General features: G+C 57.7%; 17 protein-coding genes and 1 riboswitch. Of the genes, 5 read left to right on the forward strand and 12 right to left on the reverse strand.

Annotated elements, in window-relative coordinates; all coding sequences use genetic code 11:
- The 3 genes from LMS44_RS13525 to LMS44_RS13535 are packed head-to-tail and all read left to right on the forward strand — an operon-like array spanning position 1 to position 2,842.
- Positions 1-1,017 carry an ABC transporter substrate-binding protein gene (locus LMS44_RS13525; RefSeq protein ID WP_159176931.1) on the forward strand — a complete coding sequence of 339 codons (1,017 nt, stop codon included), beginning with the start codon at positions 1-3 and terminating at the stop codon, positions 1,015-1,017.
- Entirely contained in the window at positions 1,014-2,078 is a 1,065-nt protein-coding gene (locus LMS44_RS13530) for a FecCD family ABC transporter permease (RefSeq protein ID WP_498945389.1), read from the forward strand. Before LMS44_RS13525 ends, LMS44_RS13530 begins: the two co-directional genes overlap by 4 nt.
- A complete protein-coding gene (locus LMS44_RS13535; protein WP_476488277.1) occupies positions 2,078-2,842 on the forward strand; it encodes an ABC transporter ATP-binding protein in 765 nt (254 codons plus the stop codon). Before LMS44_RS13530 ends, LMS44_RS13535 begins: the two co-directional genes overlap by 1 nt.
- A 78-nt stretch (positions 2,843-2,920) precedes the next feature.
- Here LMS44_RS13535 and LMS44_RS13540 read toward each other — a convergent pair whose 3' ends face one another.
- Positions 2,921-3,532 carry a Yip1 family protein gene (locus tag LMS44_RS13540; RefSeq protein WP_022523063.1) on the reverse strand — a complete coding sequence of 204 codons (612 nt, stop codon included), beginning with the start codon at positions 3,530-3,532 and terminating at the stop codon, positions 2,921-2,923.
- 168 nt (positions 3,533-3,700) lie between these two features.
- Here LMS44_RS13540 and LMS44_RS13545 point away from each other — a divergent pair, with 168 nt between their 5' ends.
- The gene (locus tag LMS44_RS13545; protein WP_414123618.1) at positions 3,701-4,591 is read left to right on the forward strand and encodes an NAD-dependent epimerase/dehydratase family protein; all 891 of its coding nucleotides are present in this window, start codon (positions 3,701-3,703) and stop codon (positions 4,589-4,591) included.
- A gap of 3 nt (positions 4,592-4,594) precedes the next feature.
- Here LMS44_RS13545 and LMS44_RS13550 read toward each other — a convergent pair whose 3' ends face one another.
- The 4 genes from LMS44_RS13550 to LMS44_RS13565 are packed head-to-tail and all read right to left on the reverse strand — an operon-like array spanning position 4,595 to position 9,075.
- Positions 4,595-5,365, reverse strand: a complete 771-nt coding sequence (locus LMS44_RS13550) for an ABC transporter ATP-binding protein (RefSeq protein WP_159176936.1) — start codon at positions 5,363-5,365, stop codon at positions 4,595-4,597.
- A complete protein-coding gene (locus tag LMS44_RS13555) occupies positions 5,365-6,351 on the reverse strand; it encodes a FecCD family ABC transporter permease (protein WP_039859171.1) in 987 nt (328 codons plus the stop codon). Before LMS44_RS13555 ends, LMS44_RS13550 begins: the two co-directional genes overlap by 1 nt.
- Positions 6,351-7,274 carry a cobalamin-binding protein gene (locus LMS44_RS13560; RefSeq protein WP_159176938.1) on the reverse strand — a complete coding sequence of 308 codons (924 nt, stop codon included), beginning with the start codon at positions 7,272-7,274 and terminating at the stop codon, positions 6,351-6,353. The genes LMS44_RS13555 and LMS44_RS13560 overlap by 1 nt, the downstream gene beginning before the upstream one ends.
- The gene (locus LMS44_RS13565; RefSeq protein WP_498945393.1) at positions 7,255-9,075 is read right to left on the reverse strand and encodes a TonB-dependent receptor family protein; all 1,821 of its coding nucleotides are present in this window, start codon (positions 9,073-9,075) and stop codon (positions 7,255-7,257) included. The genes LMS44_RS13560 and LMS44_RS13565 overlap by 20 nt, the downstream gene beginning before the upstream one ends.
- A gap of 156 nt (positions 9,076-9,231) precedes the next feature.
- A riboswitch (cobalamin riboswitch) is annotated at positions 9,232-9,453 on the reverse strand.
- Positions 9,454-9,527: 74 nt separating this feature from the next.
- Between LMS44_RS13565 and LMS44_RS13570 the strand changes: the two genes are divergently transcribed.
- A complete protein-coding gene (locus LMS44_RS13570; protein WP_476488282.1) occupies positions 9,528-10,145 on the forward strand; it encodes a hypothetical protein in 618 nt (205 codons plus the stop codon).
- Between the two features lie 4 nt (positions 10,146-10,149).
- Here the strand turns inward: LMS44_RS13570 and LMS44_RS13575 are convergent, their stop codons facing one another.
- The 7 genes from LMS44_RS13575 to cobT are packed head-to-tail and all read right to left on the reverse strand — an operon-like array spanning position 10,150 to position 15,663.
- Positions 10,150-10,575 carry a bifunctional adenosylcobinamide kinase/adenosylcobinamide-phosphate guanylyltransferase gene (locus LMS44_RS13575; RefSeq protein WP_278371795.1) on the reverse strand — a complete coding sequence of 142 codons (426 nt, stop codon included), beginning with the start codon at positions 10,573-10,575 and terminating at the stop codon, positions 10,150-10,152.
- Entirely contained in the window at positions 10,527-11,186 is a 660-nt protein-coding gene (locus LMS44_RS13580; protein ID WP_159176942.1) for a histidine phosphatase family protein, read from the reverse strand. Before LMS44_RS13580 ends, LMS44_RS13575 begins: the two co-directional genes overlap by 49 nt.
- The gene (cobS, locus tag LMS44_RS13585) at positions 11,123-11,893 is read right to left on the reverse strand and encodes an adenosylcobinamide-GDP ribazoletransferase (protein WP_498945396.1); all 771 of its coding nucleotides are present in this window, start codon (positions 11,891-11,893) and stop codon (positions 11,123-11,125) included. The genes LMS44_RS13580 and cobS overlap by 64 nt, the downstream gene beginning before the upstream one ends.
- A complete protein-coding gene (locus LMS44_RS13590; RefSeq protein ID WP_414123615.1) occupies positions 11,890-12,459 on the reverse strand; it encodes a bifunctional adenosylcobinamide kinase/adenosylcobinamide-phosphate guanylyltransferase in 570 nt (189 codons plus the stop codon). The genes cobS and LMS44_RS13590 overlap by 4 nt, the downstream gene beginning before the upstream one ends.
- Positions 12,456-13,616: a threonine-phosphate decarboxylase CobD gene (gene cobD / locus LMS44_RS13595; protein ID WP_278371798.1), complete on the reverse strand. Its 1,161-nt coding sequence runs from the start codon at positions 13,614-13,616 to the stop codon at positions 12,456-12,458. The genes LMS44_RS13590 and cobD overlap by 4 nt, the downstream gene beginning before the upstream one ends.
- A complete protein-coding gene (gene cbiB, locus LMS44_RS13600; RefSeq protein WP_414123614.1) occupies positions 13,613-14,617 on the reverse strand; it encodes an adenosylcobinamide-phosphate synthase CbiB in 1,005 nt (334 codons plus the stop codon). The genes cobD and cbiB overlap by 4 nt, the downstream gene beginning before the upstream one ends.
- The gene (gene cobT, locus LMS44_RS13605) at positions 14,614-15,663 is read right to left on the reverse strand and encodes a nicotinate-nucleotide--dimethylbenzimidazole phosphoribosyltransferase (RefSeq protein ID WP_414123612.1); all 1,050 of its coding nucleotides are present in this window, start codon (positions 15,661-15,663) and stop codon (positions 14,614-14,616) included. Before cobT ends, cbiB begins: the two co-directional genes overlap by 4 nt.
- Positions 15,664-15,786 lie beyond the last annotated feature (123 nt).

A 15,786-nucleotide genomic window follows, 5' to 3' on the forward strand; every position in this document is an offset into this window, starting at 1 on the left:
ATGATGTTGAGATTGACCATGGCCATCGCCGCGAGCGCTGTTGGCCTTGCACAGGCGGCTTACGCCTCCACCGACTACCCCCTTACGCTAACCAATTGCGGCGTTGACTTCAGTGTGACGTCCCCCCCGGAGCGAACGGTGACGGTTGGCCAGTCAGCTACGGAGATTCTCTATTCGCTGGGGCTCGCTGATCGAGTGAATGGCACTTCGGTTTGGTTTAATCCGGTTCTTCCCCAGTTTGCTGATGCCAATGAAGCGATCGAGCGGATCGCCAACGACGACCCGAGCTTCGAGGCCGTGGTCAATAAACGGCCTGATCTGGTGGCGGTGCAGTATGAGTGGCACGTGGGCCCCACCGGCAGTGTCGCCACCCGTGAGCAGTTTCATGAGCTGGGTATTAATACCTATATTATGCCCGCCGATTGCGACACCAAGGATAACTCTACCGGCGGCGATGGCACCCGCACCGCCGCCTTCTCGACTGACTCCATCTATAAAGGGATCACCGAGTTAGCCGAGATCTACGATGTTCAGGACGCTGGCGAGGCGCTGATAGCCGACCTTACCGCCCGCGAACAGCGCGCTATCGACTTGGCGAGCAGCCTTGATTTACCGGAAGACTTGTCGGCGGCATTCTGGTTTTCATCGACAGATCTGGGGGTTAGCCCTTTCGTGGCGGGGCAACTGGGGGCACCAGGGTATATGATGGAAAAACTCGGCATTCGTAATGTCATCGAGTCTGACGAAGAGTGGCCCACGGTGGGCTGGGAAAGCATCGCCAGAGCCGACCCCGATGTGCTTGTTATCGCCAGTATGGATCGCCGCCGCTTCCCTGCCGATGACATTGAAGCAAAACGTGAGTTTTTACATAGTGACCCGGTCACCCGCGAGATGAACGCGGTTAAAAATAATCGTATCGTCGAGATGGACGCCCACGCCATGAGCGCCACTATGCGCACTATTTACGGCCTTGAATCACTTGCCGAGGCACTATCCAATATGTCGTTTAACGAATGAGCATAGCGCTAACGAGGGTTTCCTCCGCACACTTCGGGTTGCGCTGGCTATGGATAACGCCGCTCGTGCTTGTGACGGCACTGGTCGCGGGCACCGCCATCGGCGAGACGCCGATTCCCGTGGATACCATTGTCAAAGTGCTCGCCAACCAGCTGATAGGAACGGATTACCCGGTTGACCGAATCGACGCGGGCATTATTTGGAACTATCGTCTCAGTCGCGCCGTGGTTGCCGCCTGTTGCGGCACCAGCTTGGCCCTGGCCGGGGTCGTACTGCAGGCGCTGCTGCGCAACCCCCTGGCCGACCCCTACTTGATGGGTATTTCCGCTGGGGCTTCTACCGGAGCAGTCGCGGTGGCAGTCGCCGGACTGGGCGCTGGAGCGCTTTCACTCTCCCTAGGCGCCTTTATCGGCGCCCTGCTCTCCTTTGGTATTGTGGTGATGCTCGCCCATGCGGCCAATAGCGGTGTGGGTGGCGGCCGCGGTGTTCAGGCCGCGGGGGCGATTATTTTGGCGGGCATCGCAGGCTCGCAGCTGTTCAATGCGCTGACCGCTTTTATCATCACCAAGTCAGCAAGCGCCGAGCAGGCCCGGGGCATCATGTTTTGGCTGATGGGCAATCTATCCGGGGTACGCTGGGCCGATGTATCCTTGGCGGTGCCTGCTGCGCTGTTCGGGCTGCTGGTTTGCCTGTGGCACCGGCGCTCCCTGGATGCGTTTACCTTCGGCGCCGACAGCGCCGCCTCCATGGGCATAGCGGTGCGCCCGGTGCGTGGAATGCTGATTATCGCCATGGCACTGGTCACGGCGGTGATGGTGTCTATCGTGGGGGCCATCGGGTTTGTTGGCCTGGTGATCCCTCACGCGATGCGTTTTATCGTGGGGAGCCGCCATACCCGACTGGTACCAGCAACCGCCCTGGCAGGCGCCGTGTTCTTGATCGGCTCGGATATTCTTTCCCGGGTGCTGATCTCCGGCCAAGTACTTCCCATCGGGGTAATTACCTCACTGATCGGCGCGCCCGCGTTTGCGCTGATCCTGGTTCGCGGCAAGAGGTCCTGATGCGCTTATCGGCTGAACAGCTTGCGTGGTCAGTGCACGGCACGCCATTGCTTGCTGACGTCAATCTTACCGTCGAGCCCGGCCAGACCTTTGGCCTGGTGGGGCCGAACGGCTCGGGGAAAACCTCCCTGCTGCGTCTGTTGGCGGGATTGAACAAGCCCAAGGCAGGACGGGTGTTGATGGATAGCCAGCCCCTGCACACGCTCAAGCAACGGGCTATCGCACAATCCGTTGCCTTGGTGGAACAGCAGGCGGACACTACCGACCGCATTACCGTACACCAAGTGGTATCACTGGGTCGTACACCTTTCCTTTCCGCGTTGCGTCCCTGGTCAACGGAAGATGATGCCATCGTGGCGCAGGCGCTGGCAGATGTAGATATGGCGCACATGGCCGATCGCCTTTGGCATACCCTCTCTGGCGGTGAGCGCCAGCGAGTGCATATTGCCCGAGCGCTGGCACAACAGCCTAAAATTCTGCTGTTGGATGAACCCACCAATCATCTGGATATTCGCCACCAGCTTTCGATTCTTGAATTGGTCAGGCGACTACCGATCACGGTGGTTATCTCACTGCATGATCTTAACCAAGCCATGGAGTGTGACCGCATCGGCGTCATGGATGGCGGCCGCCTGATCGATAGCGGCCTCCCCCAAGACATACTCACGCCTAACAGGCTACAACAGACCTTTGGGGTATATGCCCATGTGATCGATGATCCTGTCGATGGCAAGCAAGTCATGCGTTTTCATAGTGCGATTTAGCTAGATCCTAGTCTGCAAGGAAAAACGCCCGGTTACCGACAGCGCAAACTTTCGTGCCCCTGGCGCTACAATGCTCATTCACCGAAAAAAATGCCAAACCACGCTGTGGTCCGTGCCCATACTCCACAGAAGTACAACGACGACAAGCAGCGCCTCCAGCACCAAAACACCGATACCCAGCGTCGTGGTCGACAGAATAAACCCCTGCTTATGACTGATTCCCAGAAAGCTGGGCGTTCCTTTGTAGAGCAGATAGGTGCTATAGAGCAGGCCGATCACCATCCCTAGCACACACAACCAGAAAACCGGATATAGCGCAAAAACGCCGCTGAGGAACATCGGGGTCGCAATATAACCTGCGAAGATAATACAGTCGCGGCGGCTAGGTCGATTCTCAATACGGCGGGCCATCCAATGGATCACACTCCCCACCACCCCCACAGCCATTAGCATCAGCGCATAAAAAGCCACGCCTAAGGCAATACCGTTGGCAAGGGAGACTTTATAGGTTGCCGAACCACCATAAGTCCAGCCTACCTGGGTGGTGCCTATCAGGGCACAGACAACAGGAACGGCAGCGAGTAACAGGACATGGTGAGCATAGAGATGACTGACAGACTCATGCTCCTCACTGATCTTATACCACTCCCGTTCAGGATGATGGAGAAGCCCCCAAACATGATTGACCATAACGACCTCCCGTTTTTGTGGACACGCTATTGTTAGGATCAGACGATGATCGATCGGATCAACAAGGTTCCGAATCATTTTTAGTGTAGAACACAAAATCATTTTCGGAGGTGAGGATTTTTCTTTGCTAAGGTGGAGGAGCTCATTCTATTAATTGGTGGAGTTCATATGCGTATTCTGTTCACCGGCGGCAGTGGCAAAGCGGGCCGTCATGCAACTGCCTACCTGCGCGATCAAGGCCACCGCGTCACCAATTTGGACTGGGTGGCGTCTGATGTGCCCGGTATTACTACCCTGAAAACCGATCTGACCGATGCTGGGCAAGTGTTTAATGCTTGCCAAGCCTACGCTGGGTTCGATGAGCTGGAACCCGGCTCCGGCGTGCCGCGTTACGATGCGATTGTTCACTTCGCGGCCATACCAGCCATCCTGCATCGGCCGGACAACGAGACCTACCGCATCAATACGCTAAGTACCTACAACATTCTTGATGCTGCCACCAAGTTAGGTATTCCCAAGGTCATCTTCGCCTCTAGCGAGACCACCTACGGTGTCTGCTTCGCTGATGGCGAGCAAAAACCCGACTACTTGCCCGTCGATGAAGAGCACCCCACCGTGCCTCAAGATAGCTACGCCATGAGCAAGGTGGTAAACGAAGTAACGGCACGCTCCTTCCAGGCACGCTCAGGCATCGACATCTACGGCCTGCGCATCAACAACGTTATTGAGCCCCACGAATACCGCCAAAATTTCCCAGCCTACATGGACGACCCTGCCCTGCGCCGCCGCAATATATTCGCCTACATCGACGCCCGCGACCTGGGCCAGATGGTCGATTGCTGCCTGAAAACGGATGGCCTTGGCTACCAGGTATTTAACGTCGCCAATAACGAACTGTCAGTGGGCCTGACCAATGCACAAGTGATAGAGCGCTTCTACTCCGGCGTACCCATCAAGCGCGAAATGGGCGAATTCGAAACCTTCTACTGCATCGAAAAGGCCCGTCGTCTGGTCGGCTTTGAACCACGCCACTCCTGGCGGGAAGAGCTGGAGCAGTAAGTATCACCCCTTTATCGGCACAAACACCGGTGCACCATCCACCTCTACTACCGCTAGCTTTTGGCGGTAGAGGTCTTCCAGCGCACTGGGCTCCAGCATGCTATCCCGCGGGCCCCAGCACGCCTCACCATTGGGATAAAGCAACAGCACATGGTCGCACCAGCGGGCAGCAAGGTTTAGGTCGTGTAAACACATGATGACCGCCTGCCCCTGAATGGCCTGTTCTGCCATTAGCGCCATCACGGCACTCTGGTGATGAAGATCCAGATGGTTGGTGGGTTCATCCGCTAGCCACACATTGGGCGCTTGCGTCAGCACCGTGGCAATCGCCACCCGCTGGCGCTCGCCACCGGAAAGAGTGCTTACCAGACGGTCACGCAGGTGCGCAACATCCAGGCGCTCAAGGGCGGCTTCCGCGCGGGCGTAGTCTTCAGCCCCCTCCATCTGCCAAGGCGATAGATAAGGGTGACGGCCAATCAGCGCGGTTTCCAACACGGTTGCTGGAAACCCATCCTGGCGATCTTGAAACACTAACCCCAAGCACTGAGCAACATGGCGGCGGCGCAGTTGGCCAAGCGCTGAATCGTTGAGCTGAACACTGCCTGAACGTGGCGCTTGCAGGCCAGCTAAGGTGTGTAATAGCGTCGTTTTTCCCGCACCGTTAGGCCCTAACACACCCCACACCTGCCCTGGTTCGATGGTTATATTAAGCTGCGTACCGCCTTCGCGGCCAGGCACATCGATGATGAGATTACGGGTAGCCAGTACGCTCATCAGCGGCTCCGGTAGAGCAGAAACAGGAAGGTAGGCACACCTAATAGCGCGGTGATTACTCCTACGGGCAACTGTTCCGGGGCGATCATGGTGCGCGCCAGGGTATCGGCCAGCACCAACAGCGTGCCACCCGCCAGTGCGCAGGCGGGCAGTATCAGCCGTTGATCATTGCCTAGCAGTAAACGCAGCATATGAGGTACCACTAGACCGACAAAACCAATGCTGCCTGCGGTAGTAACGGCAGCAGCAGTCAGCAGACTGGCGGCAATATAGATACACCACTCAAGCGGTCTGACCGCAACGCCCAGCGCGGCGGCTTGCTGCGGGCCACGGGCCAGCACATTCAGGCTCCGCCCGAGCGGAATCAGCACCACGCAGGTAGCCAGTAACAGCAGTAGCGGCGGCCAAGGCGTACGCGCATAGGAGAGATCACCCATGAGCCAGTAAAGCATACCCGGCAGGCGTTCGGCGGGGCTCAACGCCAGCATTAGTGTAATTACTGCGCCCCACCCCGCTGCGACCACCACGCCGGTGAGCAGCAGCCGCGAAGGCGTCCAGCCGCCGCTGCCATGGGCCAAACCAAAGACTAAAAACGTCGAGAGCAGTGCGCCGCCAAATGCCGAGCCTGAAATCGCCAGTCCGCCAAGTCCTCCTAGCATGGCCGCCAGTGCGCCAATCGAGGCGCCACCGGAAAGACCAAGCACGTAAGGGTCTGCCAGGGGGTTACGCAGCAACACCTGCATCAACGCCCCCGCTACCGCCAACAAACCGCCCACGGCAAAAGCCGAGAGCGCTCTGGGCAAGCGCAGCTCGATCACCATGGTACGCGCCAAGGCATCGCCCTGGCCTTGCACACTGTCACCCATCAACACCTGCCAAATTTGCGCAGGAGAGATTTGCGCACTGCCGACACCCATGGCGATGACCAGCGAAGCCAAGGCCGCTAGTAATAGCAGACTAAGCGGGAGGCCCAGGCGTGCGAGCATTAACTGCGCTCACGTTTTTGGCGGGCGATGTCGAGCTTCTCACAGAGGATCTGGGTGCCCTCCATCAGTCGCGGTGTGGGCCGTTGAATCAGTGAAGGCGGCACAAAAAAGAGGTTATCTTCCGCAACCGCCGTCAAGTTGGGATACTGCTCCCAGTGCGTCAGCCAGTGGCGATTCTCTTCCCCCATGCCACCGGCAACAATCGCTTCAGGATTCGCTGCCAGCACGGCTTCGTCATCGATACGCGGTACCAGGCGTGCCTGTTCGCCAAACACATTCTCACCGCCACAAATCTCAACCACTTGGCCGATCAGGTGCTGGTCGTTAACGCTCATTAGCGGCTCATCCCACACTTGGTAAAACGTGGGTACCGGCTCCCGGTCTCGATAGCGCTCTTCAAGGGCGTTCATGGTATTGCGGAAATTGTCGGCCACTGCTTGCCCCACTGTTTCTGTGCCTGCCAACCTTGCCAAGCGCTCAATGGTGCTGGCCACGCCTTCTACATCGCGGGGCTCGATATAGAACACTGGCATGCCCAGGGCTTCAAGGGTTTCAAGCTGTTCGGCGGGGTTACCCGTCACCCAACCAATCACTATATCGGGTGCCAGCCCCACCAGCTTTTCTAAATCAATTCGGGTATGGCTGCCCACTGACGCCACTTGTTTGGCTTCCGGGGGATAGTCGCTATACGAGACGACGGCGACCACTTGATCCCCTGCGCCAGCCGCGTAGGTCAGCTCGGTTGCGCCAGGGGAGAGCGTGGCTATTCGCTGAGCAGCATTATACAGACAGACCTCACGGTCACGATCATCCACTGCGCAGCGCGAGTGCTCGTGTGCCGGGGCAGCGGACGCCATCAGCAGTAGTGCGAGGCCCAGGGCCCCGCGCGCAAAACCACTTTTTCTATTGGCCAAAGTGAACACTCAAGAACCCTGCTCGGCCAGCGTTGATGTAATCACGGGTGGTTGAATACTCTTTATCAAAGGCATTTTCTAGCGTAACACGAGCGCTCCAGAGTGGCGCAAACTGCCAGCCAGCGCGCAGGTTAACCAGCCCATAGCCTCCTAAACGCTGGGTATTGGTGGTGTTATCGTAACGGTAACTCTGCGCTACAAGTGAGCCGCCCAACGACCAATCGCCAAGTTCCCGATCTGCATCCAATCGCACACTTTGAGTGGCCCGGCGGGCTAATCGATTGCCGGTTGCCCGGTCTTCCGGATCCAGGTAGGTGAAGGCAGCTTGGAGTGTCCAGTCGTTGACCTCTACGCCGCTTGACAGCTCAGCCCCGCGTATACGCGCGCTGTTAACGTTTTGCGGCGCCCATAAGCCACTCGACGTTGGCGCCCAGGCAATCATGTCGTCGTAGTCGTTTTGAAAGGCGGCCAAGTCCCAGAACCACTGGCTGTATTGGCCGCGAACGCCCACCTCGACGGTTTCAGAGGTTTCCGGATTGAGATCAGGGTTACCCGAATCCGGCCAATAAAGGTCATTGAAGCTCGGTGCTTTAAACGCAGTACCTACACTGGCACGCAGCGTGTGGTAGTTATCCAGATCGTAGCCCAGCGCCAAGCTGCCGGTGACTTCATCACCATAGGCTTCGTTATCGTCATAACGCAGGCTTGCTTGAATGGCGAACGGCGAAAAGTCGAGTAACCCTTGGGTAAACACTGCTTTGTTATCACGGCTGGTAACGTCAAAATCGTTGGTGCTTGAAACGCGGTCTTCGCTAATTTCAGCGCCAGCGATCAACTCATGGGCACCAAACTGAATGTTGTTCTGCCAACGGGCGGTTTGCGTGCGGGTATCAATGACTGAGTCGCCGAAATTATCCAACGTGTCCAGCTCATCGCGGGCTTCGCTAAGGGTCAGTCGGCTCTGCCACGTATCAGTTACCGGCAACTCAGCGTAGACGCCTGCTACCTGCTGGACGAAGTCATTCTCCCCACCGTCATACTCGTTGTTACCGCGAGCGCGCAGTGCCAGCACGCCAACTTCAGCGCCACTCTCAAAGGTATGCGCAACGCGGGCTAGCGCTGAGGTATTGTCGTAGCCTTTGTCCTCACCACCCCGACGAATGGGCTGGCCATCGGTATTGAAATGGCTAGCGGCAAAGCTGTAACGCGTGCCCCCCTCGCGCCCTGAAACGCCTGCGCTTAACCGCTGGGTATTGAATGAACCACCGCCGACTGAAATTCTCGGTTGCGGCCCCTCTTCGTCACCATCAAGGGTAAAAAGCTGTATCACGCCGCCGACGGCATCCGCTCCGTAAAGACTACCGCGGGGGCCGCGCACGATTTCCGCACGATCAAACATACGCGGATCTAAATACTGAAATGCAGCACCGCCCGCCGTGGCGGATCGTAGCCGGATACAGTCAATCATTAGCACGGAGGCATCGCTGGGCGCACCGCGTAGATAAACGCTGCTACTTTTGCCAAAGCTGCCGTTACTCGTGACATCAACGCCCGGCTGGCCGCGCAGAAGATCCGTCAGGCTGGTGGGGTCTTGGCGGCGGAAAGTGGCTTCATCCAGCACGCTAACGGAAGAGAGGCTTTCATTAGCAGTGCGGGGCGCTAACGCAGCGGTAACGACGACAGGATCAAGCGTGGCCAAATCGGTCGTTGTTTCGGCGTATTGGGCTTCGGCTTGGATGTGAAAGGCTAGCGGTAAAGCAGCCATACTAAACGCCGCCCGTTTGGCGGTGGTGTGGAAACGGTGGTTCATGTGAGACCCCTTGCTCGTGTGCTCACCCGCACAGCGCATTTTTTTGACCGAACGGAGGATCAAACAAGGGAGTCTCGGTCGCGCGGCATGATCGCATCGCACCACCGTTAATCGCCCTGAGAGCGCCCACCGCACCTCGGCATATATCGGTTCAGGTTGAACCATTACTCTCGGGCCGGTCTCCGGGCTGACGAGCGAAAGACGTCTTCATTCTTTCCGAACGACCACCTTCCCGTGCGTTAGCACAGTGGCGTCTTAGCCGTTCTTATCTCGATCACCGTTGCGGGGGCAGCGTTGGAATCACGCAAGGCGTTCACCAACTTCCCGTTTCACTAGCGGCTTTAATCCACCGCCAGCACCTGAGAGTGGGCGTAAGCTAGCAACTTGCCCAAGAGAGGTCAATTCATGATGAGCTGCTAGAGTAAAGGCAGTGCACGGAACAGGAGACGGCCATGATCGATTTCTCGGCAGCCGGTGTGCCACGCTGGTTAAAGCTGGCTTTTACACTGTGGGTCCTGGTCTGGGCACCAAGCTACGTAGTGCTGCTGGGAGCGCAGAACTTCTTTTGGCTGTGTAACGTGGCGAGTTTTCTGCTATTGGTGGCACTGTGGAGCGAGCATCGCACTCTGATGTCGATGCAATGGCTAGCGGTGGCACTGGTCGGCAGTTTATGGAGCCTGGACGTCGCCACGGCTGCGCTCACTGGCGTGCATCCTATCGGCGGCACCGAGTATATGTTTGACCCGGAGCATCCCCCCATGGCGCGAGCCATGTCGCTCTACCACGTGGTACTGCCGCTGGTGGCTGGCATTGGCGTCGCCAAGCTGGGCTATGCGCGCCGCGCCCTACTGTGGCAGACCCTGCTGACCTGGATTGTGGTGCCATTGACCTATCTGCTGACCGAAGCCGAGCGCAATATCAATTGGGTGCATGGGCCCTTCGGCCAACCCCAGGACAGCCTCGACCCGTTGCTCTATCTGTTTCTACTCTCGCTACTCTGGCCCGTAATAGTCTACCTGCCAGTGCATTTGCTGATGATTGGCTGGCAGCGCTGGCGGAGCCAAGCTTAGCTAACTACTTAACCGCCATCACCAACCCATGCCGGACATACCACACCTGTTCAGCCTGGGCAGTGGCATCCTGAACAAACCAGCCATTGAGGTCACGCAGACGGCGCTGTTCGGGCTGCATGGGCACAATTCCACGGCCAACTTCGTTGGCAATGATGATTAACGGTGCGTTTAGCTCTTCGGCGCGCTGGCAGAGTGCTGCCATATCGCTCTGCCACTGCTGTCGCAGGGCATCGTTATCGTCACGCTCAAGTGCAACGCTAAGCCATTCAAGCACACCTGTGATAACAAGCGGCATGTCGGCTACGAGCGCTTGCTGGCTATCGCTGAAGGGCTTAGCAGCATCAAGCCGCCACCCGTTTGCGGTGGGAAAGCGTGCGGTTACAGCGTCACGTTTGCCAGCGCAGGCACCGCCGATGAAGAGCTGCATTGCCATTCCCCTTTTCCATGGTCGTCTTGCTGATAAATAAGCTGCCAGCGCCTGCCTTGGGCTTGGAGCACGGTACCGTCCCAGAAATGAATCGTTTCAAAGCGGCGGCGCAGCTCACGAATCACGCCACCATGGGTGACGGCCAGAATCTTTTTATGGCCGTCGACGCGGCCATTCGTAGCCAGAGCCAGATCATGCAACCAAGCGCCTAAACGCTCACGCAGTTGGGCCGCCGATTCTCCGCCGGGAATTTGCAGCTCGCCCACGCTATCAATCCAGGCACGGTAATGGGGCAAGTCTTTCAGCTCATCGTAAACTTTGCCTTCGTACTCGCCAAAATCAAGCTCACGCAGGCGTTGCTCAAGTACAAGCGGCACGCCATCCTTGGTGACGTCAGCCCACTCCAGGGTTTGCTGGCAGCGGCTAAGATCGCTTGAATAGATAGCATCGAACCGCTCATGCGCCAGTGCGTCACGCAGTGCCAGCAACCCATCTTCAGCCTCGGGAAACAGCAGCGGAATATCCTGCTGGCCTTGATAACGGCGCTCTAAATTCCAAGCGGTGATACCGTGGCGAACAGCCACCAGCTCCACAGTAAGATCAGTAGCCAAAGCTCTCCTCCTTCGATGGTAGCGCCTACCATATCGCCGTTAATGCCGTTAAACAGTCGCAACATTAGCCAGCGGATTAGTAACACGAAAACAGTAACCGTTAGCATCATCAACACTATCGCGGGCGCTAACAGGGCTATCAACACAATCGGCACCAGCGCTAGTGCCACATCCTGGCCGCTAAGCGATTGCTGCCAGCTCCACGCCAAGCCCTTCTGCTGGGCGCAGGGTGTTAGCACCAGTAATGCAACGCCAGCCCAGCGACCTAGTGCAGGTAACATCAACAGCCACCACAAGGGAGCCTGATAGGCCAGCAACGCCCATAGCAGAACGCCCTTCCAGGCGAGCAAAAACACTAGCGCCAGCATTCCAAAGCTGCCGATTTGCGGATCTTTCATGATCTCCCAGCGGCGCGCCATGGGCTGATTACTGCCCAGGGCATCGGCGATGTCCATGACGCCGTCCAAATGCAGCCCACCCGAGAGCGTCACCCAGAGGCTTAGCACCGTCAACGCGGTGACCGGCGCAGGAACGTTCTGCATCCCCAGCGCTACTAGCGCCAGCAAGCCCCCTATCATCAACCCCACTAATGGATAGGCGCGCACTGCCCAGCGACGGGTATTGGGCGTCCAGGGAACGGCTATAGGAATCGGGACTCGGGTCAGAAACTGCAGCGCCAGCAGCACACCGAACAAGGCATTTTTCAAACGTTTACCTCCTTCTCATGCTTCCATTCCTGATGCTTCCACTTAATGGCACAGCCTGCGACTGCTTCGAGCACGGAATCGGCCTCTGCCGCTATCCAGCAGTGAGCCCGCTGTAGAAACGCCAGATAGCGCCAGGTTTCAGCATCCGTAGGCGGCAGCGCTTCGTTGATATCATTGGAGACAATCACTAGATAAAGGCTGCGCGCGCGGGCATCAGCCAGTGCGTTTGCTAGCAACGCGAAGCCTTCTTCTTCGCTTAGTTTACTGGCGTACAGGACTTGGCTGGCCCATAGCGTTAAGCAGTCCAGCAGCACGGCGCCACCATCAGGCACCTTGGCAATCGATTGATCAATATGCAGCGGTGCCTCTAGCGTTTTCCATTGAACGGTGTGCCACTGCCCTTGCCTGGATTGACGATGACGCGCCACCCGCTCAGCCATCTCGTCGTCGTATATGTCTGCGGTGGCTAAGTAGTAACAGGGCGAACTGCCTGCTGCACTAACTGCTAGCTGCTCGGCGATATCACTTTTGCCGGAACGCGCCCCGCCGCTAACGAAGACAATCATGCAGTTCCTTTTTCCAAAACATTTTCTAAAACATGTTTCAACACGCTTATCAGCCGTCGATTAGCAGGGGCATCGCGCAGCGCTACCCGCAGCCATTCACCATTGAGCCCGGCAAAATTATGGGTATGACGCACTAAAATCCCCCGGCGCAGCAGCTGCTCAAATAACGCATCGCTGGTGATTGCCTGCGCGGCACTGGGCCGGATAAGAAAAAAACACGCCTGGCTGGGTACGACTTCCAGCCCTAGTTGAGCAAGCGCCTCCGCCATGCGCGAGCGCTCGCTGGCCAACCACCGCTGGGTGCGCCGGGCAAAGGCATCATCTGCCAATAGTGGCGCCACCAGTTCAGCCGCGAGGTGGTTGACACTCCAAGGTGGCTGGTGATCCTGTGCCGCTTGAACCGTGTTCGTATCCGCCAGCAGGTAGCCCAGCCGGAGCCCCGGCAGGGTATAAAACTTGGTCATTGAGTGGAGCAGCATCAGATGCGGGTAGCGCGCCAGTAGCGGTGCCAACGACGCCTCTTGTGACGTCTCGCCCAGCGTCTCACCCACCATGTCGATAAAGGCTTCGTCGACCACAACGCGGCAACCCATCGCAGCGGTGTAATTCAACAGGTCTTCCATTGCTGAAATATCGATAAGCGTAGCGGTCGGATTATTGGGGCGGCATAGAAACAGCACATCAATGTCGTTAAGCCCTGCCAATAGCGAATCAACGTCCAGCGTGAAGTGCGGCGCGGGCAGCGCGATCTCACTGATTGAAAGCCGATGGGCGCGACAAGCGCGGGCATACTCGCCAAAGCTCGGGGTAATAATCGCCGCTCGCTTACCCGCATGCAGCGCGGCGGCGAGGAAAATTGCCTCAGCGCCACCGTTGGTGAGCAGTACCTGTTCGGGCTGAAGCTGGTGATGGGTGGCGATGGCCTGACGTGCAGCGGCGTAATCCGGCGCGGGGTAGCGTTCAAGACCTGCCAGTTGCTTAGCCAGCCAATCGCTAACCCACGCCGGAGGCCCCAAGGGGTTAAGGTTGGCACTAAAGTCGTCCAGGCGGTGATCGGCGGGCAAGCCGAAATGGGCCAGCAGTGTCTCGGCCTGGCCGCCATGGCTGGGCCATGGAGAGCTGGGCCATGGAGCGTTGGGCAATAGAGGAGTACTCATAGCGATCCTCGCAGCATAAACATCAATCCAGCTATTACCCCAGCAAGCAGCAACATAAACAGTATCCAGGCGCCGTACATTAAACAAAGTGTGGTGCTGATATGGGCAACACGCAGTTGCTCAAGCGGCTCGCCCAAGGTCGCACGGTGTGAGGCCTCGCCTGCATAGAAATTGGTGCCGCCCAGCTGCACGCCGAGCAAACGGGCCACTATGGCTTCTGGCCAACCGGCGTTGGGGCTGGGGTGGCGCGGTGCATCGCGGAAGGTGCCCCACAGTGCGCCTTGCCAGCGCAATCGTACAACACCTGAAAGGCTTAATAGCAAGCCTGCGAGCCATAGACACAGCGCGGTTAAGCGTGCCGGTACCCAATTAGCTAGATCGTCCAGCTTGGCAGAGGCAAAGCCAAAATTGGCATAGCGCTGGTTTTTGTAGCCTACCATCGAATCAAGAGTATTGACTGCCTTGTACGCCAGCGCTAGCGGCGCCCCGCCGATCAGCGCGAAAAATAGCGGCGCAGTAATGCCGTCAACGGTATTTTCCGCCACTGTTTCCACCGTGCCCCGGGTAATCTCCGCTTCGTCTAGATTTTGCGTATCGCGGCCAACAATCATCCCCAGCGCCTTGCGGGCGGCAGGCAAATCGCCTTGAGAAAGCGGTTGGATCACGGCGCGGGCCGCATCGCCCAAGCCTTTGATCGCCAGCGTAGTAGAGAGCAGCCAAAGCTCGGCGATCAGCGCTAGCCCTGGGTGCAAGCGTTCCAGCAGCGTCAGCGTTAGCCAGCTAATACCCCATACGCCGCCGACGACAATAATGGTTAGCAGAAAGCCACTAACTTTGCGCTGCTGCGCCGTGCCACGATTCCACAGCCGCTCAAAAGCGCTGATAAAGCGCCCGATCAGCACCACCGGGTGTGGCAATGAGCGCGGATCGCCAACCACTAAATCAATGGCGATCGCGAAGATGATCAGAACAATACCGCCAAAAGTGGCGCCTGGGATCATGGTGATGCCTTATCGCTAACACCGGAATCGGTAAAGGTAGCCATTTCCGCCACCATCGCTGTCGCCGCTTGCAGCAATGGATACGCCAGCGCAGCACCACTGCCTTCGCCTAGTCGCATGCCCATATCGAGCAGCGGCTTGGCCTCCAACGCTTTTAATGCCACATCATGGCCTGACTCCTGGGAGCGATGGCCAAAAATCAGATAGTCACGAACGGCGGGGCATAGACGGCAAGCGGTTAGCGCTGCGACGGTGGCAATAAAGCCATCCACAATGGCCGGTAAACGCTGGGCTGCTGCTGCCAGATAAGCACCGGTCATAGCGGCTATTTCCAGACCACCCAACTTGGCCAGCACCTCTAAAGGCACCTGAGGGTCAGCGCTGCGCGCAGCAATAGCGCGTTCAATCACCGCCACTTTGTACGCCTGCTGCTGAGGGTTAATCCCGGTTCCGGCGCCCACCACGCTTGCCACTGACTCACCCGTCAGCACCGCCAACATTGCGCTGCTGGCAGTGGTATTGGCGATGCCCATTTCACCCACCATAATGCACTTTGCACCTGCCCTTTTTGCTCGATTAACGGCCGCAATACCCACATCAATCGCGGCTATGGCTTGATCACATTGCATCGCGTCTTCTAACACCATATTGGCGGTGCCATAGCGCACCTTGGCGGAGGTCACCCCAGGCAGTGTTAAAGGCGAAGCAACGCCCACATCCACAATCTCGACCTGCGCGCCTATCTGACGGGCGAAGACATTAATCGCCGCCCCACCGTTGGCAAAGTTGGCCACCATCTGAGCGGTCACTGCTTGGGGGAAAGCTGACACCCCCTCATCAGCAACTCCGTGATCGGCGGCAAACACAACCACCGCAGGCGGCGTCACGCTGGGCTTGAGTTCACCGGTTATGGCGCTCAGTTGAATAGCCAGCTCTTCCAAGGCACCCAAACTACCTGGCGGCTTGGTCAACGTATCCAAGTAACGATGCGTTTCTTCACCGGCATTAAGATCAACTGACTGAATGTGGTCAACAATGGCGTGCATGCAGGCTCCAGCCCACTAGGGGTCATCAAACATTCAAAGGCAAAGCGCAAAATGGTAGCAAAAGCCTGAGTGCTATACTTGCTATTTCATTAGCGGGTCTTCCACCCTGCCAGGATGTTAAGG

Origin of the sequence: Halomonas profundus (assembly GCF_020865425.1) — a bacterium.
Taxonomy (GTDB): Bacteria; Pseudomonadota; Gammaproteobacteria; order Pseudomonadales; family Halomonadaceae; genus Vreelandella; species Vreelandella titanicae.